General features: G+C 35.3%; 22 protein-coding genes. 3 read left to right on the top strand and 19 right to left on the bottom strand.

Annotated features, from left to right (window positions below; all coding sequences use genetic code 11):
* The 12 genes from Q5Y73_RS21305 to Q5Y73_RS21360 form a co-directional block, all read right to left on the bottom strand.
* A partial coding sequence (locus Q5Y73_RS21305; protein ID WP_305993943.1) for a hypothetical protein occupies positions 1-690 on the bottom strand: 690 nt, incomplete at its 3' end.
* A gap of 51 nt (positions 691-741) precedes the next feature.
* A complete protein-coding gene (locus Q5Y73_RS21310; protein ID WP_305993944.1) occupies positions 742-3258 on the bottom strand; it encodes a phage tail protein in 2517 nt (838 codons plus the stop codon).
* Positions 3258-3617: a phage tail protein gene (locus Q5Y73_RS21315; RefSeq protein WP_305993945.1), complete on the bottom strand. Its 360-nt coding sequence runs from the start codon at positions 3615-3617 to the stop codon at positions 3258-3260. The genes Q5Y73_RS21310 and Q5Y73_RS21315 overlap by 1 nt, the downstream gene beginning before the upstream one ends.
* Before the next feature lie 162 nt (positions 3618-3779).
* Complete coding sequence (gene groL / locus Q5Y73_RS21320; RefSeq protein WP_305993946.1) at positions 3780-5426, bottom strand: chaperonin GroEL; 1647 nt, start codon at positions 5424-5426, stop codon at positions 3780-3782.
* A gap of 37 nt (positions 5427-5463) precedes the next feature.
* Positions 5464-5745, bottom strand: coding sequence for a co-chaperone GroES (groES, locus tag Q5Y73_RS21325; protein ID WP_305993947.1), 282 nt, complete (start codon positions 5743-5745; stop codon positions 5464-5466).
* Positions 5746-5982: 237 nt separating this feature from the next.
* Positions 5983-6735 (bottom strand): twin-arginine translocase subunit TatC, encoded by a 753-nt coding sequence (tatC, locus tag Q5Y73_RS21330; protein WP_305993948.1) that lies wholly within the window; start codon positions 6733-6735, stop codon positions 5983-5985.
* Between the two features lie 14 nt (positions 6736-6749).
* A complete protein-coding gene (gene tatA, locus Q5Y73_RS21335; RefSeq protein ID WP_305993949.1) occupies positions 6750-7004 on the bottom strand; it encodes a twin-arginine translocase TatA/TatE family subunit in 255 nt (84 codons plus the stop codon).
* A gap of 120 nt (positions 7005-7124) precedes the next feature.
* On the bottom strand, positions 7125-8141 hold the full coding sequence (locus tag Q5Y73_RS21340) for a molybdopterin-binding protein (protein WP_305993950.1): 1017 nt from the start codon (positions 8139-8141) through the stop codon (positions 7125-7127).
* Complete coding sequence (mog, locus tag Q5Y73_RS21345; RefSeq protein ID WP_305993951.1) at positions 8138-8632, bottom strand: molybdopterin adenylyltransferase; 495 nt, start codon at positions 8630-8632, stop codon at positions 8138-8140. Before mog ends, Q5Y73_RS21340 begins: the two co-directional genes overlap by 4 nt.
* A 17-nt stretch (positions 8633-8649) precedes the next feature.
* Positions 8650-9132 carry a cyclic pyranopterin monophosphate synthase MoaC gene (gene moaC, locus Q5Y73_RS21350; RefSeq protein WP_305993952.1) on the bottom strand — a complete coding sequence of 161 codons (483 nt, stop codon included), beginning with the start codon at positions 9130-9132 and terminating at the stop codon, positions 8650-8652.
* Between the two features lie 126 nt (positions 9133-9258).
* Complete coding sequence (locus Q5Y73_RS21355) at positions 9259-9852, bottom strand: 5-formyltetrahydrofolate cyclo-ligase (protein ID WP_305993953.1); 594 nt, start codon at positions 9850-9852, stop codon at positions 9259-9261.
* Between the two features lie 651 nt (positions 9853-10503).
* A complete protein-coding gene (locus Q5Y73_RS21360) occupies positions 10504-11331 on the bottom strand; it encodes an endonuclease/exonuclease/phosphatase family protein (protein ID WP_305993954.1) in 828 nt (275 codons plus the stop codon).
* Between the two features lie 250 nt (positions 11332-11581).
* Here Q5Y73_RS21360 and Q5Y73_RS21365 point away from each other — a divergent pair, with 250 nt between their 5' ends.
* Both Q5Y73_RS21365 and Q5Y73_RS21370 read left to right on the top strand, forming a co-directional pair.
* On the top strand, positions 11582-13519 hold the full coding sequence (locus Q5Y73_RS21365) for an ABC-F family ATP-binding cassette domain-containing protein (RefSeq protein WP_305993955.1): 1938 nt from the start codon (positions 11582-11584) through the stop codon (positions 13517-13519).
* 146 nt (positions 13520-13665) lie between these two features.
* Entirely contained in the window at positions 13666-14118 is a 453-nt protein-coding gene (locus tag Q5Y73_RS21370) for a GNAT family N-acetyltransferase (protein ID WP_305993956.1), read from the top strand.
* Between the two features lie 63 nt (positions 14119-14181).
* Here Q5Y73_RS21370 and Q5Y73_RS21375 read toward each other — a convergent pair whose 3' ends face one another.
* Positions 14182-15090, bottom strand: a complete 909-nt coding sequence (locus Q5Y73_RS21375; RefSeq protein ID WP_305993957.1) for an NAD(P)/FAD-dependent oxidoreductase — start codon at positions 15088-15090, stop codon at positions 14182-14184.
* A gap of 157 nt (positions 15091-15247) precedes the next feature.
* On the opposite strand from Q5Y73_RS21375, the gene Q5Y73_RS21380 reads away from it, so the two are divergent.
* On the top strand, positions 15248-15979 hold the full coding sequence (locus tag Q5Y73_RS21380; protein ID WP_305993958.1) for a MerR family transcriptional regulator: 732 nt from the start codon (positions 15248-15250) through the stop codon (positions 15977-15979).
* A gap of 267 nt (positions 15980-16246) precedes the next feature.
* Here the strand turns inward: Q5Y73_RS21380 and Q5Y73_RS21385 are convergent, their stop codons facing one another.
* From Q5Y73_RS21385 to tsaE, 6 genes are all read right to left on the bottom strand, one after another.
* Positions 16247-18490, bottom strand: coding sequence for an alkaline phosphatase family protein (locus tag Q5Y73_RS21385; RefSeq protein WP_305993959.1), 2244 nt, complete (start codon positions 18488-18490; stop codon positions 16247-16249).
* Between the two features lie 717 nt (positions 18491-19207).
* Positions 19208-19336 (bottom strand): hypothetical protein, encoded by a 129-nt coding sequence (locus tag Q5Y73_RS21390; protein WP_305993960.1) that lies wholly within the window; start codon positions 19334-19336, stop codon positions 19208-19210.
* Between the two features lie 126 nt (positions 19337-19462).
* Positions 19463-20485 carry a tRNA (adenosine(37)-N6)-threonylcarbamoyltransferase complex transferase subunit TsaD gene (gene tsaD / locus Q5Y73_RS21395; RefSeq protein ID WP_305993961.1) on the bottom strand — a complete coding sequence of 341 codons (1023 nt, stop codon included), beginning with the start codon at positions 20483-20485 and terminating at the stop codon, positions 19463-19465.
* Positions 20482-20946 carry a ribosomal protein S18-alanine N-acetyltransferase gene (rimI, locus tag Q5Y73_RS21400; protein WP_305993962.1) on the bottom strand — a complete coding sequence of 155 codons (465 nt, stop codon included), beginning with the start codon at positions 20944-20946 and terminating at the stop codon, positions 20482-20484. Before rimI ends, tsaD begins: the two co-directional genes overlap by 4 nt.
* Before the next feature lie 13 nt (positions 20947-20959).
* Positions 20960-21745: a tRNA (adenosine(37)-N6)-threonylcarbamoyltransferase complex dimerization subunit type 1 TsaB gene (gene tsaB, locus Q5Y73_RS21405; protein ID WP_305993963.1), complete on the bottom strand. Its 786-nt coding sequence runs from the start codon at positions 21743-21745 to the stop codon at positions 20960-20962.
* On the bottom strand, positions 21742-22227 hold the full coding sequence (gene tsaE / locus Q5Y73_RS21410) for a tRNA (adenosine(37)-N6)-threonylcarbamoyltransferase complex ATPase subunit type 1 TsaE (RefSeq protein WP_371320254.1): 486 nt from the start codon (positions 22225-22227) through the stop codon (positions 21742-21744). The genes tsaB and tsaE overlap by 4 nt, the downstream gene beginning before the upstream one ends.
* Between the last annotated feature and the right edge of the window lie 4 nt (positions 22228-22231).

The raw sequence follows: 22231 nt of genomic DNA on the forward strand, positions 1-22231 counted from the left end.
CATAACTGCTTTATTTCCGTTAGGGTTCTCTCCAAAACCATACCAACGATAAGTCCAATATATATCTGATTGATTAGCCCTTTGTACCTTATCCTCAATCGTTAAGCAACCTTCAAAAAATCCATCTCCTAGTTTATCTTGGATGGCTCGGAGGATGTTGAAGGAGAACAGTTGTTGTGAAATTGTATTATTTGTATCAGTAGTGGTACTGCTAACATTTGAATCGAGACTATATATATTTTCATAACCCACTTGTGATTTTTCGTTATTAAAATCATTTGGAATAATTAAAGTGTCATTTTGTCTCCCATGAAATTCATGAGGAACTAAGTCCGTATCACCACTTTCTTTCCCTTCAAAATAAGCTTTAATTGTTACAATTCCATCTTCAGACTTTATAAGTTTCTGACCATTCACTTCACTTTCTAGTACGTTCTTAGGTACATGTTCAATCCCTTGACCCCCTGCAAAGTTAACACTGTACTCAATTAATATATCTGCTGTATTATCGCTTGGTGCTGTGTCTATAGTAAAAGTAGCTTCACTTGTTGCTAGATTCGTCCATGTTCCGTTTATTCCATCAACTTTCACTACTGGTGTTGATGTGTCTGCTGTGGTTTCTACAATCCAATAACTACTTATGTCAGAGCTGTTGTATTCTGCATCCGTTGAAACAATGTTATTGTTCACATCTATATCAATTACTGTAATTGTTAGGCTATAATCTATATTGTAGTCAGGCTACCAAAGGTTGTAAGTATCTCCTATTGAGAGTTTCGACACATCACTTACTTTAAATTTAGTTGAATCTGAAGTTAAATCTTTGTGAGTATGCCCATCTGCATAGCTAATAATCTCCGATATCGCTGTATCTTCATCAATCACACCACTAACAATACCGTCATAGCCTTTAACCTTTATAGTATCTCCAACACTCCAAACACCTTCAACAACTTGTGAAACTTCAATGTGTTTTAAATGATCGTTGGATAATACATCTATTTTATCCAAACATCGTTGACTTGTTTGTGCATCGGAAAAAACTCTGCGTTTTTCAGTGAATTTTGGTTGGATGTTTGAATATCCATCGATCAAATCTTTTGGTAGGTTTGACTCACCTCGGTCTGTGCTTGATATATGGAGTTCTGAAATCGTTAACCCACTTGCTGATCTACCACCAACGTCACTCCCTTCCCCTAATTGTATAGTTAAGAGAGCGGTCTTATCTACACCTAAGAAACTATATGAATTGACCAAATTACCATTTACATATGCTGTAGTTTCTTCATTATTTATAATAAGTCTAACATGATTGAATTTCCCAATATTTATACCTGCATCTCTTATTCTGATATCTCCTCTAGTACTAGCCCATCCAGCTTGTATTAATGTTTTATTAGTTTCTTCAATTCTATCTACTTTTAATAACATATCAATTGTCATTTCAGCCATAGTATTGTCTAAATCACTTATAGAAAAATCTTCAAAAGTCTCTCTGTATGCCCCTAATCCTGTTGGTGAGGGTCTGTATGAAGGGTCTGAAACAAAAACAGGATTTGTTCCTACTTCGGCATTAAGAGTCCCATCAAAACTAGCATAAAATATCGTATGTTCATCCGTTACTGCTTTCTGCAATCCAAAATACTCTTTCTTCATCTCAACATTTCCGTTTTCCCCTGCTAAGAGTCGGTTAAATTCTTCGTTGAGAATTTTGTTGTAATCTTCTTCTCTTACTTTGTGTCTTAGGTCGATGATGTCACGTTGATCTATGATATTTGAGTATAGGTTGTTGGGACGGTCTGATTCAATATTAAATTCATATCCTGTCCAAAACTGAGCCGTACCTTGAGATAGTCTTTTTACACCTATAGTATCGTTGTTTACAGTAATTATTTCGTATCGATGCTCACCAAGGTTTTTATATCTAATAATATTACCAACGGATAACCCTACTATATTTATAAAAGATAGTGTTTCTATATCATCTTGACCATGATTAGTGCTATTTTGAGTTAAAGTATAAACTACATACTCTCTAGCCCCATTCCCATTCTCAACACTATATCCACCGCTGTTTCTACGTGGTATACGAAACATAGGGACGGCATAGACATAACCGTCTGCTGTTTGGAGTAGGTCTTTGGAGTTTTGAGTTCCATCTCCTGCTAAAAACAAACCAGCGTCATTAAAGTTTAAAAAGAATTTTGAATTACTATGAGCCCCTGCATAATTATTGTTATAGATACCACTTCCAAAAAATTGTACATAATCAGTCTGACTTTCGATTGGATCTGTATTACCACCTTGAGGTTTGACAACTAGATTTTTATAAACATATTTATTAATACCATGATCTGAAATACCTTCAGAATAAGTGTCAAAGTCCACCCCTGCAACAGTGCGTGTTCTGAACGTCATTTCATGACCATTTCCATCAATCGGAAAATAAAATTCTAAGAAAGCTAAATCTTCTCTACTTCCCACAGTGGGTGCTTCAGGTAAATCAAATGTAGTTCCTGCTGGAATAGTGTTTAAATATCCATTTACATTGAGTACGGTGTCGGAAATCATCTTAATTTTATTAGGTTCAGATAAATCAAAATCAGATAAGCTTAAAAACCCACTGTGGGCTGTGTTTCTAGTTACTTCAGTTTGTGAGTCCTTTGCCTTTGCTTCTGCTAAATCTGCTTTCTCCTGGGCTCCTGTGGGTGTCTCTGCTCCAATCTGCTCAACCGTTACACCGTGTGGATTGTTTTTATTATTTTCATGGTCATTTACTTGTGTTTCTAGCTCTCTATGCTGTTCCAAAGTGGGGTTTACCGTTTGTTGAATCGTTGCAGATACTTCAGCATCATTACCTGCAAAAATAATTAATGTGATTAATTCCTCGAACACATCAGGTCCGTTACTTGGTGGTAAATGATCTGCCTGATCTCCTGCATTTGCTACACTATATAAAATTTCACCCTTATCAGGATCATCTGCAAACAAACCAATTTCACGAATAAATGAACCTTCAGGATTATCCTGGTTTACTAGAGTGGTTTTTACCTGTGTTTTTCCACCGCCTAAGTTATCTAGCTGTTGGATCTCCAGGGAAAAAGTTTCATTAATGAGCTCAGTAAGATCAACTAAGCTCCCTATTAATTCCCCATCACCAATAGCTATTCTTGTAAAATTCAATGTTGCCCCTGCTTGAACTTTACCTTGTAAATCTATCCCATCATTGGTTAGCTTCATTCCGTCAAAACTTGCCATTAGCTCACTCCTTCCTGGTAAATTGTTATTTTACGCCTGGTGTGTATTACTGAACCAACATAAATACTTTGTGTGGTATCTCTTGCTATTTCTAAAGCTTCCAACCATGCACTATTACGTTTTACTGAGTTAATAATTTTTGCTAGTTCAATTAGTTTGTTTGGATCCGAAACAACTTTTCTAGTTGTCACTCTAAAATGGTAAGGGGCTCCACCGTATTCATACCATTCTGAAACTACTGCATCATCAAAAGCAGCTTTAACAACCTCTTCGATTACTGAGGCTGTTCCTTTCCTTCTATGCCATGCAGCAGAGTTTTTTACGAGTTCTCGCTTAACCTCAAGATGATAACACAACAAAAAATGTTTATCTCCATGTAACTAAACCTAAAAAAAAGGAGGCTTCCGACAAGTTCAGCGAACTCATGAGAAACCTCCATTAAGTAAAATGTTAAACCAATGTTAAACTTTCAACGTAACATCCTTCAAAACCATTGATGCTACAGGCTTTTTAGGGCGATTTTACATCATGCCGCCCATACCGCCCATGCCACCCATGCCGCCCATATCAGGCATTGCAGGAGCACCACCAGCATTTTCTTCAGGTTTGTCAGCGATAACCGCTTCAGTAGTTAAGAACATAGCTGCAACAGAAGCTGCGTTTTGCAATGCAGAACGAGTAACCTTAGCAGGGTCAACAATACCAGCTTCAACCATGTTTACCCATTCACTAGTAGCTGCATTGAAACCAATACCTACTTCTTCTTTTTTCAAGCGATCAACGATAACAGAACCTTCTAAACCAGCATTAGAAGTGATGATACGTACAGGCTCTTCTAAAGCACGAAGAACGATGTTCACACCAGTTTTTTCATCGCCAGTTGCATCTACAGCTGCAACTGCACTAAATACATTAACTAATGCGGTACCTCCACCAGAAACGATACCTTCTTCTACAGCTGCACGAGTAGAATTCAAAGCATCCTCAATACGAAGTTTACGCTCTTTTAATTCAGTTTCTGTAGCTGCACCCACTTTGATTACTGCTACGCCACCGCTTAATTTAGCTAAACGCTCTTGTAATTTTTCTTTATCAAACTCAGAAGTTGTTTCTTCTAATTGATTACGGATTTGTTGAACGCGAGCACCGATATCAGCCGCTTCACCAGCACCATCAACAACGATTGTGTTTTCTTTTTGAATTACGATCTGACGAGCGCGTCCTAATTGAGAAATATCCGTATTTTTCAATTCTAAACCAAGCTCTTCTGTAATCACTTGACCACCAGTTAATACAGCAATATCTTGAAGCATTGCTTTACGGCGATCACCAAATCCAGGTGCTTTCACTGCAGTACAGTTGAAAGTTCCACGTAATTTGTTTACTACTAGAGTAGCAAGTGCTTCACCTTCAACATCTTCAGCCATAATAACTAAAGGCTTACCTTGTTGAACTACTTTTTCAAGTACCGGAAGAATTTCTTGAATATTAGTGATTTTTTTATCTGTAATTAAAATGTAAGCATCGTCTAAAACAGCTTCCATTTTATCAGTATCTGTAATCATGTATGGAGAAATATATCCACGGTCAAATTGCATACCTTCAACCACTTCTAATTCAGTTACAAATCCTTTAGATTCTTCAACTGTGATTACTCCATCATTTCCTACTTTCTCCATTGCTTCAGCGATTAATTGCCCTACTTCTTCATCAGCAGCAGAAATCGCAGCAACTTGAGCAATAGATTGTTTGTTTTCAACTGGTTTCGCAATTTCTTGAAGTTGAGTTACTGCAGCAGCAACTGCTTTTTCAATCCCCTTGCGGATTACCATTGGGTTTGCACCCGCTGTAACATTTTTTAAACCTTCACGAATCATAGCTTGCGCTAATACAGTCGCTGTAGTTGTACCGTCACCAGCAACATCGTTAGTTTTTGTAGCTACTTCTTTAACAAGCTGTGCACCCATGTTTTCGAAAGCATCTTCTAGTTCGATTTCTTTAGCAATCGTAACACCATCATTTGTGATCAATGGGCTGCCAAATTTTTTCTCAAGAACAACATTACGCCCTTTTGGACCTAAAGTTACTTTTACAGCATCTGCTAATTCATCTACACCGCGAAGCATCGCTCTGCGAGCATCTTCACTAAATTGAATTTGTTTCGCCATTTTATATGTTACCTCCTCAAATTAAAACCTTATATATTTATGCTAAAACTGCAAGAATGTCACTTTCACGCATGATCAATAATTCTTGACCGTCGTATTTTACTTCTGTACCTGCATATTTAGAGAATAATACAGTGTCTCCTTCTTTTACTTCAAGAGGAACACGCTCTCCATCTTTTAAAGTACCGCTTCCTACAGCAATAATTTTACCTTCTTGAGGTTTTTCTTTCGCTGAATCTGGTAATACGATACCGCTAGCTGTTGTTTCCTCCTTCGCAACAGCTTCTATCACTACGCGATCACCTAGTGGTTTAATCATAGGTAATAACCCTCCTTAAAATAAATATGTAATGTGAGTTACATTATTTTGGTATTATTAGCACTCGGATTAGTATAGTGCTAACAATACTATTTATCATACTCATTTTATTTCCATTTTTCAAGTCATTTAAGTAAATTTTTTGTTAAAATCATAAAATCAATAAAAAAACACTATACTTGTGCACTACTATTCACAGGTATAGCGTAAATTCATTAATCCTAATCTATAATCTCATTACTTCTCTCCGTATTCCTCTTCCCATGCACGCTCCATTTCTAGTTGTTTTTTAAACACTCTCTTAGATAGCAATACACTGAATTCATATAGTAGGATCATAGGAACAGCAACAATTAAAGCTGTTATTGCATCTGGAGGTGTAACCAATGTACCTAAAACAACTAATGTAAAATAAGCAAACTTTCTCACTTTTTTTAAAAGATTTGGATTTAATATTTTTAATTTCGTTAAAAACATCACAACAACCGGCAATTGAAAGATCACTGCCAGGGGAATTAGAATATTAAACATAAAAGAAAAATATTGAGCTATTCCATAGGTTTCAGTCAATCCCAAGCTTTCTGTAATCGTAGACGTAAATAAGAATGCTAAAGGAAATACTACAAAATAACCGAAGGACAACCCGACTAATACCATTAAAAAAGCAAAAGGAACGTATGCCAATGAAGCTTTTTGTTCTTTAGGTTTTAATCCTGGTTTCACAAATGCCCAAACTTGAAACAAAGTAAAGGGAAGTGAAATGACTAATGCGAAAATAAAAGCTACATTGACATACAACCGAACAGAATCCCAAGGAGATAATGCATGTAAACTGATATCAGGTGCTGCTTCCATTAAATACTTGATGATTGGTTTTGCTATAACAAAACCTGCCACCATACATATAACTAATACGATAACGACCCAGATAATACGCTTGCGTAGTTCACCTAGGTGCTGAACTAAATCCATGTCTTGTTTAGAACTCATCTCTACTCACCAACTTATTCAGGCAATCTTCTATTATCTTCCTTCTCATTTTTACTTTGTGTTACTTCTGCATCACTGATCTCTTTTCTTGACGAATTTTGATTCTTTTTGTCATCCTCATCTAAAATACCATTCGCACCTTTTTTAAATTCCTTTAACGTTTTGCCGAATGCACGGCCCAACTCCGGAAGTTTATTGGGACCAAATAAAACTAGTGCAATAATTAAAATCAAAATAAGCCCAGGTATTCCTATCGCTCCAATACCCATATTAAATTCCTCCTTCAAGTTCATTATTTATTTAAACCATAACGTATATTGCGTACTCAAGTAACGATAATATGAACTGCTCTATACATTTTGTGAACAACCTATATTCATCATTATAACTTAACAATTGTGTAATCCACCATAGCCTAACACAGTAATATCTTCCTTTTCAATTTTTTCACCTGCACAGATTCGAGGCAGCAAAACGTCAAATGAAGTATAAGGATCATGCATGACACACCCTGGCAGCCCCATGATAGGCGTACCATCTAAATAAGCCATCATCAGCATTGAACCTGGCAGCATAGGAGTTCCGTAACTCACAATATCTGCTCCCGCTTGTTTAATCGCACCAGGTGTTCTGTCATCGGGATCCACGGACATACCGCCTGTAATTAATATAAGATCGACTTTTTCCTCTTTAAAATCTCGAATATGCTGTACAATCGTTCCAGCATCATCAGGTGAAAAGCGCTGCTCCACAACTTCAGATCCAAAATCAGCAATCTTTTGTTTCACAATGGGTCCAAACTTATCCTTGATTCGACCTGTGTAAACCTCTCCCCCAGTTGTGATCAATCCTACCTTTAATTTTAGAAACGGTTTTACTTGAATGATGGACCTGCTGTTGTGATTTTGTTTAAATTGCTCGATCGTTTTTTCAAACAGCTCAAGTTTCTCCTTTTTAACAATTAAAGGGATCACTCGGGTTCCAACAATACCTTGATCCGCTTCTACAACAGAATTGTTTTTCAAAGTCGCTACAGCTATCTCATCTATTTTATTAAGCTGATGTATGAGCTCTGGTTCTACTTTAGCTAAACCAGGAATTATGGATTTAATCGTTACCTTTCCTTCATGCGGTTCCGTCAATTCGACATTTTCACCTTGGACAAGGTTAGCCATTTGTATCGCTGCATCATTCTCATGAAGATATCCTGCTTTTAAATTTAAAATATAAATATGCTCTTTACCAATATCAAGCAATTTAGGAATGTCATCTTTCTGAATCACATGCCCTTTTTTAAACAGTCTGCCCTTAAATTCACCAGGAATAATTTGAGTCAAATCATGAGCTAAAACCATTCCAACCGCATCTTCAGTACGTATCTCTTGCAACATGTTATCACTTGTCATGATTTATGCTCCCCTTCCACTCCTTTGAGAATAGCAAGTGCGTGAGGCAATTGATCAATAATGACTTGTAAATTTTCATGTACACCTTTCGGACTACCTGGTAAATTAATAATTAATGTTGTTCCTCTTATACCTGAAACAGCTCTTGATAACATGGCACGCCTCGTTTTCAACACCGAAGCTGATCTCATCACTTCTGTAAATCCAGGGACTTGTTTTTCAACAACTTTCAAAGTCGCTTCTGGTGTAACATCCCTAGGAGCAAACCCAGTTCCCCCTGTAGTTAAGATCAAATCGACTTGATGTTTATCTGCCATTTCAATTAGTGCATCCTCAATATGATGTTGTTCGTCTGGAACGATTTTATACATTTTAACGTCCCCATTGATCTCTTCTTCGATCAACTCTCTGATCACCTGAGCACTTACGTCTTCTCTTTCTCCTCTGGAGCCTTTATCACTTGCTGTTAAGATTGCTACTTTCCAGCGCATTGTGTCTCCACCTCCATTTACTCCCTGTAGTAATCCCCGCTTTTACCACCTGTTTTTTCTGCTAAATAAGTGGGACCGATGACAATTGCTTTTTCCAGCGCTTTGCACATATCATATACCGTTAGCGCTGCTGCAGATGCAGCTGTTAAAGCCTCCATCTCAACCCCTGTTTTCCCTATTGTACTCACAATGGCTTCAATATACAATTCATCCTGGTCATTATCTGAAAAACGAATATCTATACCTGTAATTGGGATTGGGTGGCACATAGGAATCCAATCGCTGGTTTTTTTAGCAGCCATAATCCCTGCTACCTGTGCTACAGCTAGTACATCCCCTTTTTTAATTTTCCCTAGCTTTATGGCACTTAAAGTAGTGGGCTTCATTTTCATTGATGTTTTGGCAAGAGCCGTCCTTTTGGTTTGATCTTTTTCTGAAACGTCAACCATCCGTGCTCTTCCTTGATCATTCATATGAGTAAATGTATTTCCTTCTTTCAAACCGCATTTCTCCTTCAAGTATATTCTATCTTAATTTTAAAATAATTATCTGCTGAACATGTTACAAATTCATTAAATGAACATTAATTTTATCTTATACTTCAAAAAGATTTTCGAGTGCTTTCTTTATAATACTCCTTTTTCCGTAATCACTTGATCCATCCTATAATCATGTTCTTCAATTGGAATGTTTTCAACAATTTGTGCATCATATGCAACGGCTATTTTGTAGGGTTGTTTTATACCTAATTTATCATACCGCGAGAAAAAGCGATCATAGTACCCACCACCGAAACCTAGTCTACCTCCAGATGAATGAAAAGCAATTCCAGGGACAATGACAATTTTGATCTGAGATAGATCATGACAAATATCTGTATTTGACTTAGGTTCCAAAATACCAAACTTTCCTGCTTCAACATCTTGTAAGCTATGTATATGATGAATCTCCATTTCATAATTATGAACTACTTTCGGAAGAAAAACAGATCCTCCTGATTTCCAGCACCAATCCATTAAGGGTGTGATATCTACTTCATTTTTAAAAGGCATGTACATTAACAGTTTGATTGGCTGCTTCTTATTTAATGTTCCCTTAAGGAATTGAATCATGTGATTACAGATTTGTTCTGACTTGATTGTTCTTTCCTCCAAGGTGATTTGAGCCCGTACTTGAAGCATATGATTTCTTAATTCCAACTTTTTATTTTTTATGGACATTGTTCATATAACCTCTCCATATTTATTCATAATTATATGTATTCACCATAATTTTATCATGTATATGAAAAAAAGACTGCTTTTCAATAGAAGGTTATGCAATCAATATATCTATTACTCTAATAAAATTCTATTTATAAGCAACAATTTAATCAATAAGAATACAATAAATATTGAATATTTTTCCTTCGATGACCTTTAGAAAATAAAAACGAAAGAAATTTATGTATATGATGAAGAAGAATTTATACTATCCAAAATTGAAATCTATTATGATCCTGCATTAAGGAAAAGAGTTATCTTAGTGTATACAGAATGGATAGTGTGAATATGGAAAGAATACGGGTTGATGAGGGATTAAACAATATTTATTCTACTAGCTTTACGACTTCTGGTGTTTTTTTCAATTAATTACAACAAATACTACAGAATACACACAGAGTTCAGATAGTAAAAAACAAAATGAAGCCATGCAAAGTAAGATGATAAATGTAAATACGGATATTGTAAGTACTATACAGCAATACATCTTAGATAAAAACTATTAATAAACATTACGAATATAAATACGAATAATACATTGAACTAAACATCTCGAATTTAAAGAGATGTTTTATTCTTTATGAGATATTAAAAGAAATCAACCACGAATTAGTACATCTCTGTCATCGATACTTCCGCAACTACAGGCAAATGATCTGAAGCTTCAGAAGGAATTGTCCAGCTTTCCGTCATTAATAAACCATTGTTCGTGAAAATATAATCGATCTCCAATCCACTGATTATAGTGGCAGAGTCTGTACGTGAGCTTTGCCATGTTTCTGTTACAACCTGCATTAACTCGTGATCATATGTCATATTAAAGTCCCCCATTAAAACAATAGGATTTTCTTTCTCTTGTATATGTAACATCAATTGCATCATTTGTGATTCCTTTTCTTCATATGTCAATCCCAAATGTAAATTGATAATTTCTATTAGACCCATTGGTGTTTCTACTTCTACTAAAATAGCACTCCGATCTTCTATGTTCCCTGCTAAATAAATCATATCAGTAGATAGTATAGGATAACGGCTTAATATGGCATTGCCATATTCCATAAAACTAAACTGCAAACTTGGAACAAATGCCCAGTACATATTTAACGCTTCTGCAAGCTCCTGTATTTGATCCTGCATGTCACTTCGGATGTGAAATCGATCCACCTCTTGTAAACCAATGATATCTGCTGCGGATTCCTCTACAATCTCTAAAATCCTTTTTAAATCCACACGTCCATCCAAACCTTTTGCATGTCTTATATTATAAGTCATCATTGTTAATTCTGTTATATCTTCAGACAACACACTAACTACTTTCTTTAAATGATCTGATCCTATTGTTATATTATTTTGTACAGATGGATAAGAAAAGCTAGAAGTAAATAAAACGATGAATACAATATATAGAAAGCGTTTGCAAAAGGTAATGAATTTCATACAATTCCTCCCTCTAGTATTTCTCTTTTCTTATATGATACATTACCTAGATTGATCAGCCTAGTTATAAAATTTGGCAGTAGAAAGCTACTTTGAAGTATAGATGAAATTAAGTTAAACTTGAGAGTGTACTGATATGTTGCGTTATAAATCATAAAATCAATCTAATTAATAAAGAGAATCTAAAATATGCTGTACATGAGAAAACAAAGAATAATATAGATATATAGTCATGATGGAGGTAGTAACAATGCTTTTACAAGCATCTAATATAAGCAAAAGTTATGGTATAGAAACCATTTTATCCAATGCTTCAATACAAATTGAAAAACAAGAGCGTATCGGAATTGTTGGTGTAAACGGTGCAGGCAAATCCACTTTTATGAAGATAATCGCAGGAGAACTCTCTCCAACTTCAGGAGATATTTTTAAAGCAAAAGAGATTAGCATAGGATATTTAGCACAAAACAGTGGTTTAAACTCTGACAAAACCATATGGAATGAAATGATGTCTATTTATGATGAAGTATTAAAAATGGAAAAGGATCTTCGCTCACTTGAGCAACAGATGTCAGAACCAAAGATCATTAATAATACAAAGCTATACGAACAAACATTAGAGCGGTATTCAAAGCTTTCAGACACCTTTAAAGAACAAGGCGGTTATGAAGTAGAGGCCAATATCAGAGGTATTCTGCATGGAATGGGTTTCTCGAAAATCCCATCAGATTCCGTAATTGAGAATCTAAGCGGTGGGCAAAAAACTAGACTTGCTCTGGCTAAGCTGCTTTTACAAGCACCAGATATCATATTACTGGATGAACCAACCAACTATTTAGATTTAACAACCTTATCATGGTTAGAAAGCTTTTTACGTTCATACCAAGGTGCTGTTGTTGTTGTTTCTCACGATAGATATTTTCTGGACGCACTAGTAAATGTCATTTATGAAATTGAAAGAACAACGAGTAAACGATACACAGGCAACTATACAAGATATTTAGAAATAAAAGCGCAGAATTACGAAATCGAAAATAAAAAATACGAAAAGCAGCAGGCTGAAATTGCAAAAATGCAGGACTTTGTTCAGCGAAATTTAGCGAGAGCATCTACGACAAAAAGAGCGCAAAGCCGTCGTAAGGCACTGGAAAAAATGGACATGCTCGACAAACCGTTGGAAGGACTTAAAAAAGCACATTTCACTTTTCAAATCGACAAAAGAACTGGAAATGATGTGTTAAAGGTCAATGATTTATCCTTTCAATTTGAAGAAAAATCCCCGTTGTTTAAACATGTTAACTTCCATTTGTACAGAGGTGATTCTGTAGCGTTGATCGGACCTAATGGGACTGGGAAATCAACATTACTAAATACAATCATGAATAAATACAAACCTTCATCTGGTACTATTGATTGGGGGTCAAACATTAAGATCGGATTTTATGACCAAGAACAGAAAAACTTGAACGAAAGTAATACAGTGCTCGATGAACTTTGGAATCAATACCCCTACTTAGAAGAAAAACGAATAAGGACGGTACTGGGTAATTTCCTATTCTCAGGTGACGACGTACTAAAAAAAATAAGTTCTTTAAGTGGTGGCGAAAAAGCACGTGTATCTCTTGCAAAGTTAATGTTGTTAAATGCAAATGTACTTATTTTAGATGAACCTACAAACCATCTTGATTTATTCAGCAGAGAAGTACTTGAATCTGCTTTAATGGACTATGAAGGAACTTTATTATTTATTTCTCATGACCGTTATTTCCTAAATAAACTTGCCGAAAAAGTATTCGAGCTTTCTTCTGATGGAATGACACATTTCCTGGGAAATTTCGATGATTATGTCGAGAAAAAAACGGAGCTTGAAGAAGAAAAATTAGAGCAGGATGCGAAAAAGTTAGAATTAAATAATAAACACGAAAAAGAAGATGTAAGCAAAAATAATAAAAACTCGTATGAATTAGAAAAGCAGAAAAAACGAGATGAACGAAATCGTGCCCGTAAGATTGAAACTTTGGAAACATCTATTCATGAATTAGAAGAGGAATTAGAAGAAATAGAAAAAGAGTTGGCAGACCCAGAAATTTTTAATGATTATGTCTTAGTACAGGAAAAAACAGAGCTGATTGAACAAAAGAAAGCAAAGCTAAAAGCAGACTACGAGGAATGGGAAACATTATTGTAAATAAATGATCAATGAAACAAGGATAGATAAAGCATTAATCGTATCTATCCTTGTTTTCTGTTAGAACAACTTCAAACAAGTATTAATGTATAGACTCATTTAAAATATCAAATAATGAGACTTCTAATATACAAATGGAGGAGAAAATGGAGAAAAAGAAATGGATTATAAGAAAAGCTACCGTTGATGATGCAAAAAGCCTAAGTGAATGTATGATTTCAGCTTATTCAAAATATTTAACTAGACTTAATGGGGCAAATTTACCGCCTATGACGATTGATTATGAAAAAGAAATATCTTCTTATCCTGTCTGGGTAATTGAATCCGGAAAAGAAATAGCAGGTGGTTTGATTCTTATGTTTGAAAATCAACGCACCACTATCGCTAATATCGCTGTTCATCCCGATTTTCAAGGTAAGGGCTTAGGCAAAAGTCTGATGAATTTCGCAGAAGCTGAAGCAAAACGCAGAGGATATACGGAATTAAGTTTAGCAACTCATATATTACTGACAGAAAACATCTCATATTATCTGAATTTAGGTTGGGAAGAGATTGATCGTGATGATACTCGGGTTTATATGAGAAAATACATCAATTAAAAATACCAAGAAGATAGTTGATCTTCTTGGTATTTCTCTTCACAATTACATCTGTTCTGTTTTTTACCATGTTTCAAAAATCATTTCTGCATTCATCTTAGCGCCAAGCTCGTAACCTTCACTCGCTGCTTTTATTAATCCAGAAAAAGCATTTTTTGCATCTCCTATGACATATACCCCCTTGATATTTGTTTCACCGATGTTATTCGTTATATATCCGCCCATTTCATTCATTTCAATTCCTAACCTAGATGGAATACTACTTGCTTGTATTTCACCAGTATCCATTAAAAAACCACCTGATCTTTTATACTCAATTCCTGTACTTACAACGACCTTCTCCAATTCCCCATCTGATGATTGAAGTTCTTCGATTGGTGTTTCCACAAGTCTAACATCATGCTCTAATAATTCATGTTTCTGTTCGTTTGAAAGCTTAGTCGGCCCATTCGTAAATACCATTAAATCAGGACTCCAATGATAAATCATTTTGACATAATCCATAAGCCAATCTCCGTTCCCAAAGACCGCCAAAGGTTCATCTTTTCTCTCCCAACCATCACAATAAGGACATGGATATACAGACTTCCCATATACATCTTTAAGTCCTTTTATTGAAGGTAAAGCATCATGCATTCCTGTTGCAAAAATGATTTTTTTACTTATATAAACATCACCTTCTAATGTATGAACTCTAAATATAGAACCGTCCTTTTCAACATATTCAACCCTATCCCTTTTATATTGAATGTTAGGATATTTTTTTAACTGCTCTATACATATTTTTTTGAATTCTAGAGGCTGAATACCATCTCTGCTTAAAAAACCATGAGATTCACGTGTTACTTTATTTCTAGGTTCATTTGCATCAATAATAAACACCTTTCTTCTTGAACGACCTAATATAAGTGAAGCACTTAGACCTGCAGCTCCTCCACCTATAACAATTACTTCAAATGTTTGCACACTCATTGATCTATTATCTCCCTTTCTTTACAATAACTCTGATAGTGATATCCTCAGCTTCATCAATGATTTTATCACCTCATAAAGCATCTTAAGGTGTTGACCAAGGCAACAGTCAATAGATATAATATTGTAAAAATGTACCAAAGGAGTCTCTCACTATATGACAAACAGATATAAAATAGGAGAAATAAGCAAATATATTGGAATCTCTAAAGATACGATTCGACATTGGCAGAAAAAAGGCATCCTTGAGATCAATAGGGATGATAATAACTACAACGTATTTACAGATCAGGACTTTTTAAAAACCTTTAAAATCAACCTTTACCGTGATTTGGGTTTTAGCATCGCCAATGTGAAGGAATTGCTTCATAAGGAAGGAACTGATGAAAAAAAAGAACTGATAGAGGGTCGCATTAAAGAATTAGACCATGAAATAGAACAATTATTATATCAAAGAAATGTATTGAACAATGCAATAGAAATGCCTAATTCAAGAGAACTACATTTTAAATTGATAAAAAAAACATTTAAGCTAAAGAAGGTTGATTCGTATGTTCCTTCAAGCTCTTCAATTGGAAAAGTGATGAATGAAAAACAAATCTTTATCACAAAATTTGTGACTAAATCCTTAGAGAATCATGACATTTTTATCGAAGTGTCTACAAATGAAGATCTTGTTTACAGTAATCATACTTTTATTCACTGTTTCTATCCAAGGAAAAAACTTGAGAGTAGTACCCATTTTATGGAGCAAATAAATCACTTTTCAAAGGAAAATCATCTTCAACTAAGAGGGGAAATGATTGAAGTACATGACCTAAAACAACTCCTATTTAATGATTTTGACTATATAGAGTTTTATATTGCTGTAAAAACTTTTGATGAATAACAGACATAAATCCAATCACTCCTTCAATGAAGCTCATACAATATAGAAACAAAGATGAAGGTAATGAATATGTATGGGTGTTTTTGATGAAAACCTCTGCGATTGTTGTGTATATCCGATGAATTGTGTTTTAAAGGAGTTGACAGGTGTAAGGGTTCAACAAATCCTGATTATCCCAAATACAATCGATGAGATTGTATTTCAAGAGATCAGTGATGTTTTATAGATAATTTTGAAAATGTCAAACTGATTCACCTTATCTCCGGTCTAAGTCCTTACATGCTCATCAATGTCATCAATCTTCAGCAACAACATAGGAATAGCCACATACACAATCATCGTTGCTGCTGCTACAATACCAGAATCATTTACAAAAAATACAACTATCGTTCCAACCGTTGTAGCGTAAAATCCAATCATAAAGGAATAATATTTGTCATGCCACTCTTGAAACTTTCCTTTTGGTTTAAGTATAAATAACACAACCACAATTAAACTCGTTAAAAACACCTTACTCCACGCTGACACTTGAATAAGGTGCCAATTCATAGATACCTTCCTAATCACTGTATTTATAATTTGTTCTACGTTTCCTTTAAATAATCCATCCATCGCTTTACCTATATGGCTCACTTTGCTCTTGTCTGAAATGAATAAATCATTAAATAACCATAGAAGAACCAATGCTGCTATACCTAATGTACCGCAATATACTGCTAACTTTGCCCAATGGATATTCCGAAGCCACTTTTCTTTAAAAGCTTTCACCCAAAACACAGTAAAAGTGACAACTGCAGTAATTGTACCTCCTGCATTCGTCCCTAAAAATGGAGCTGCTAAATAAAAAACTACGATTAATAAATATACCGTAAGCATCCATTTTGTTATGTTAGGATATTTCAAGTATGTAATATAAAACAACATGGAAGCTGCTAGTGCAGTTGATCCAATTAGAACACCCATAAACTCATTACCGATTCCATAATATCTAGCACCAATCATAACATCATACCCTAATACAGAATGTTTCATCGCATATGCACCAAACATACCATCCAGTAAAATCATAAACGAAGTACATAAACTGATCAGTGTAAGTACTGTAATAACTGAAAAATATTGCAGCATTAAACTAAGCAAAAGGGTAATCATAAGAAAAAACAAAGCCTGAACTAAGACAGAATACCCTGAAAAATAACCCATCCAAAGCATGACAACTGGAGCAATAAGGATTGAAAATAAAAACGGGTTCACGATACGCGTCCATTTTATCCACTTTCCTATTGCTACAAGCAATGTAAGTATCAACACAATAACCTCATAAGTAACAAATGAGTACAATAGCATCGGCCTTAATTGATATACATTTTGAATTTTGTTTAATTCCTGCTCGAGCCAGCTTATATTCATCTCTTTATTCTCTTCAAATTTCGCAATATTACCTATCATTTCTGAAGGAACTGTTACTTGAAATAAGTGCAATAAACTTGGAGCAATATCCACATGTGAAAGAATGCCGGTACGTCTAGTTGTTGCAGAGGTTAGCAAACCAGAATCAAGTTCATGTTCATAGTAAAATAACGGGGATAACAGTAGCTTTTCCTCTCTCGCATCACGATGAACCTGTGGTGAGAATACGAATAAAGCATCATCTTGTCCCATATTAGAGATTACTTTTCCTAAAAAATCATCCATCTCTTTTAATATCTCTTGTTTTAACAGTTGAAAACGTTCCGGTGCATAAAAAGACTTATCCACATATAATCGATCTAAATCTCCTAATTCAATCAAAACCAAAGAATTTGGGGTTACACTTTGTAATTGTTCATAGATCCAGTCATAATTCGTTTGAATTGAAAAAGGCCGAAGTTCATTTTTAATCACAGTTTGAGCTCCAATATTCCCGAATGGAATTAAGCCATTTGAATCCATAAGCATAAGCGAAGCTAATCTCTTTTTTTCATAATTAGGGGCATCATTCAGTACGATTCCTCTATCGCGATTTCCATACAAATATGTAGAAACACCATTTTGCTTCAATACCTCACCCAACAACCCGATTTGTGACTGATAACGATTATCTTCATTCAACTCATACAGGACAGATATTTCTGGTACTACGATTTGTGCATTTTCATTTAAACTTCCATTATAACGAGCATATAAGGTTTGTCCGCTCTCTTTATTTATCGTTTCATCCTTATTCAATGCTTTGATATCCGACCTGCTGACAGTTGGCACACCTGCCCCTAAAGTGGCATATACATCATCAATACCACCACTGATTCGCACATTCACTGCTGCAGCTCTACTCTGCTTGTATAACAAAGAGAAAGATGACAATGGCTGTAACTGTGCTGTGGAAAACTCATAAAAGGATAAGCTAGGGATAGAAAGTACAATCACTTTGTTCTTTTTAGTTTCTGTAAAAGCTGAAGCTTCTTCAAAAACAAAAAAAATCACTATGAAAGCCATCATACTTAGGAATAAAAGCAATTTATTTTTCCACACCATCATTCACCTCTGATCTAAAACAGCAGCACATACACCTACATTTTCCCCATTCCAATACAGATACATACTAATCCACATTATCCACAACTTTTTCCCCAAAGAACGATGTCGTTTTACATCGAATTTACACGCTTTTTACACATTTTTTGTATTTATCCACAATATCCACAATTTTCTGTGTAAAACTTATCCTATATTTTCATCACATCCTTTATGCAGTATTTTCAGTGCATAAAGGTACTTTTCCACATTATTCACACCCTGTTGATAACATTGTGGATAATCTGTGAACTCCATCTTGTTTTTTTCCATTATGATTTGGTGGGATGAATACAGGTAGGATATCAAATCAGATAAAGGGTTTGTTTCCCTGGATGCATCACTGTTTCTTGTTTTAATTTTTAGTATAATATTAGTTATTATTGGAGCAAACGCAATACAGAATTCATCAAATGAAAAAAATCAATAGAAAACAACTGTAGTATAAACGTCTCATACCAAAAACTTTTTATATTACATGAAATATGTCTTATAGGAATCTCTTGGAGATTTTATTAATACAAAAGAGGGTGGGACATAAGTTGAAATCTAGCTGGTTTTTGTACAATAAGCATAATTAAAACCGCATGAAATCAAGGTTTATAAATTTGATTTCATGCGGTTTATTCATTTTTGCTGGGTTTTGTCCCAGCCTCTTCTCCTACCTTATTAAAACTACTTGTCTCCATTCGTCAACTTTCTGACTTCGTCTTCTAAAATACGTATTCTTCGATTTATAGTATAAAAAATAGGAACATAAATAATCACAATACCAATAATGACATATAAAGCATTTACCTCCATTTGATTGCTCACCTCTTTATTTCATTTTACTGCAAAGAACCGAAGTTTAAATACATAAAAAATATATTTAAATTTTGTCTATATTATAACTTACATATACCAGGTTTTACTATCATGTCTTTTCTATCAAAGCCACTTTTCTAATGAAAGACGTGGGTCCGCTTTTAAATCCATAGCACTGAAGTCTTGCTTTTCCCATTTTAAAAATGCTGCTGCCCCAATCATTGCTGCATTATCCGTACATAATTCTAAAGGAGGAATAAGCAGTGGAATTCCTTCTATTTCACAACGAGCTTGCAATGCAGATCTCAAGCCCCTATTCGCTGCTACTCCTCCGGCTAAAAGAAGTTGTTTGGCTCCATATTGCTTCACAGCTTTCAAGGATTTCTCCACTAATACATCAATAACTGAATTTTGGAAGCCAAGAGCCACTTGGGGTTTATTCAAAGTCTCTCCTTTCATTTTTGCTTGATTGACTACTGACAGCACCGCTGATTTTAAACCACTAAAACTAAAATCATACGAACCCTGCTCTAACCAAGCTCGGGGCAGTTCAATTTCAGCATCAGCAATTTGTGCTAGTTTATCCACATGTGGACCACCTGGGTATGGCAATCCTAAAGCTCGTGCTACTTTATCATAGGCTTCTCCTACCGCGTCATCACGAGTCTGCCCTATAATTTGAAATGAGCCGGGTGATTCCATAAATACGAGTTCAGTATGACCTCCTGATACAACCAATGAGATTAATGGATATTCTAAATCATAAACTAGTTGATTTGCATAAATATGTCCTGCTATATGATGTACACCAATTAATGGTAGGTCAAGTGCGCTTGCAAAAGCTTTTGCAGCAACGATGCCTACAATTAAGGCTCCTACTAAACCAGGACCTTGTGTAACTGCAACAGCAGACAAATCTTTTACGTCTATATTTGCTTCTTTGATTGCTTCTTCCATGATTAAGGTAATCGTTTCAACATGCTTCCTAGAAGCAATTTCTGGAACAACACCTCCGAACTTTTGGTGTGTCTCCATTTGACTTGAAATCACGTTTGAACAGATCTTCTTTCCATTTTGAATAATGGACACAGCCGTTTCATCACAGCTTGTTTCCACTGCTAAAATTGTTGTAGTAGTTGTTGTCATTTTGTTCCTTCCTTTTGCTCCAATTCTATCCACATAATCAATGCATCCTCATTATTGTCAGTATAATACCCCTTGCGAATGCCTGATTCGTAAAAGCCAAACTTTTTATACAAATGGATTGCAATATGATTGGATACTCTCACTTCTAAAGTCATTTTCTTCATTCCTAAATCCACTGCCATTTGAATCATCTTCTGAAGTAACATCTCCCCCATTTTTTGCCCGCGATATTTTTTTCGCACAGCAATGTTGGTAATATGTGCCTCGTCTATCACAGCCCACATTCCACCATATGCAGCGATATTACCTTCTACTTCCATAACGATATATTTTGCAAATTGATTATTCATAAGTTCATTATAGAAGGCCTGGGCTGTCCAAGGGGTAGTAAATGCTTCTGTTTCTATTTCATAAACTTGCTCTATATCAGCAATCTTCATTGACCGACTTACTTGTTCCATTCCTGATTTCCTTTCACTTCACTGGGGAATCTATTTTAAGATTTCTTTCTGCTTCTGCTAATTGAGTATAATTTGGCGTAAAGTGATGAGGTTCGTTTATTTCGCTTCGTTCCAAGTGTTTTAAAGCTAAAATGCCTATATCAAAAGCACTCATCGGTTTTTCAAAGCACTGTACTTTTTGTCCAGAAATATTTTCAAATGTAGATATTTCAAATTCAAAATCCTTGATATCCCCTACAAATAAAATTTGCTTTGAAAAAGATTGTGTTTTCAGCTTTTCACTGACTTCTTCGATCCAGCTTTCCATTAACCTTATTCCATCATCAATCACACTAGAAGATTCATTGTTCCTATGCTCATATAATCCAGTATATACTTGTCCTCTTCGTGCATTTAAAATCGGAATTATCCACATTGCAGTTCCATTTTCTTCAAGTTTGTTTTCATTCTTCAAGTCCTGATATAAACCATAAGATAATCCCTCTAGGCTAGAAACACCATGCAGCGGAATTTTCAATGTCCATGCTAATGTTTTCGCCACAGTAACTGTTATACGTACCCCGGTATATGAACCTGGACCATGTCCAGCTGCTATCCCATCAAGGTCTTTCATTTTCAAGTCAATGTCGCTTAACAGCTTTTGTATAGACGGAATTAGTTGGGTTGAATGGCTTCTTTCCGCTCTGAGTCGGATTTCATTTAAACATTGTCCATTTTGCAGTATCGCTGCAGTCAGCTCTGCTGTGGAAGTATCTATCGCAAGAATGATATTGTTGTCTGATTGTTTTACAGTTTTCATGAAAGGACCCCATTTTTTTTCATATTTTCACAACAGTTTATGTATAACTCTCCCCTAGGTATAATTTCAAACTCACGCTTTTGATCTCCTAAATGAGAAATGAAGATTTCTAAACGATTGGATGGAAGCAGTTCAGTGATTTTACTTGACCACTCTACCAAACAAACTCCGTTTCCATAAAAATATTCTTCCAAACCAAGTTCATCCGCTTCCTCAATAGATAATCGATAAACATCCATATGATACAGGGGCAAGCGCTCCCCTTCATATTCTTTAATGATGACAAATGTCGGACTATTCACAATTTCAGTAATGCCTATTCCCTTTGCAAAAGCTTGGGAGAATGTAGTCTTACCTGCCCCGAGATCACCATCTAATGTAATTACAATACCTGCTTGAGTTTGTTTAGCCATTTCTGTTGCTAACCGTTTCGTATCACTTTCAGATAAAGCTTGAAACTGATACCTGTTTTGTAGATTCAATTTG

Source organism: Chengkuizengella axinellae (assembly GCF_030730905.1).
Lineage (GTDB): Bacteria > Bacillota > Bacilli > Paenibacillales > KCTC-33759 > Chengkuizengella > Chengkuizengella axinellae.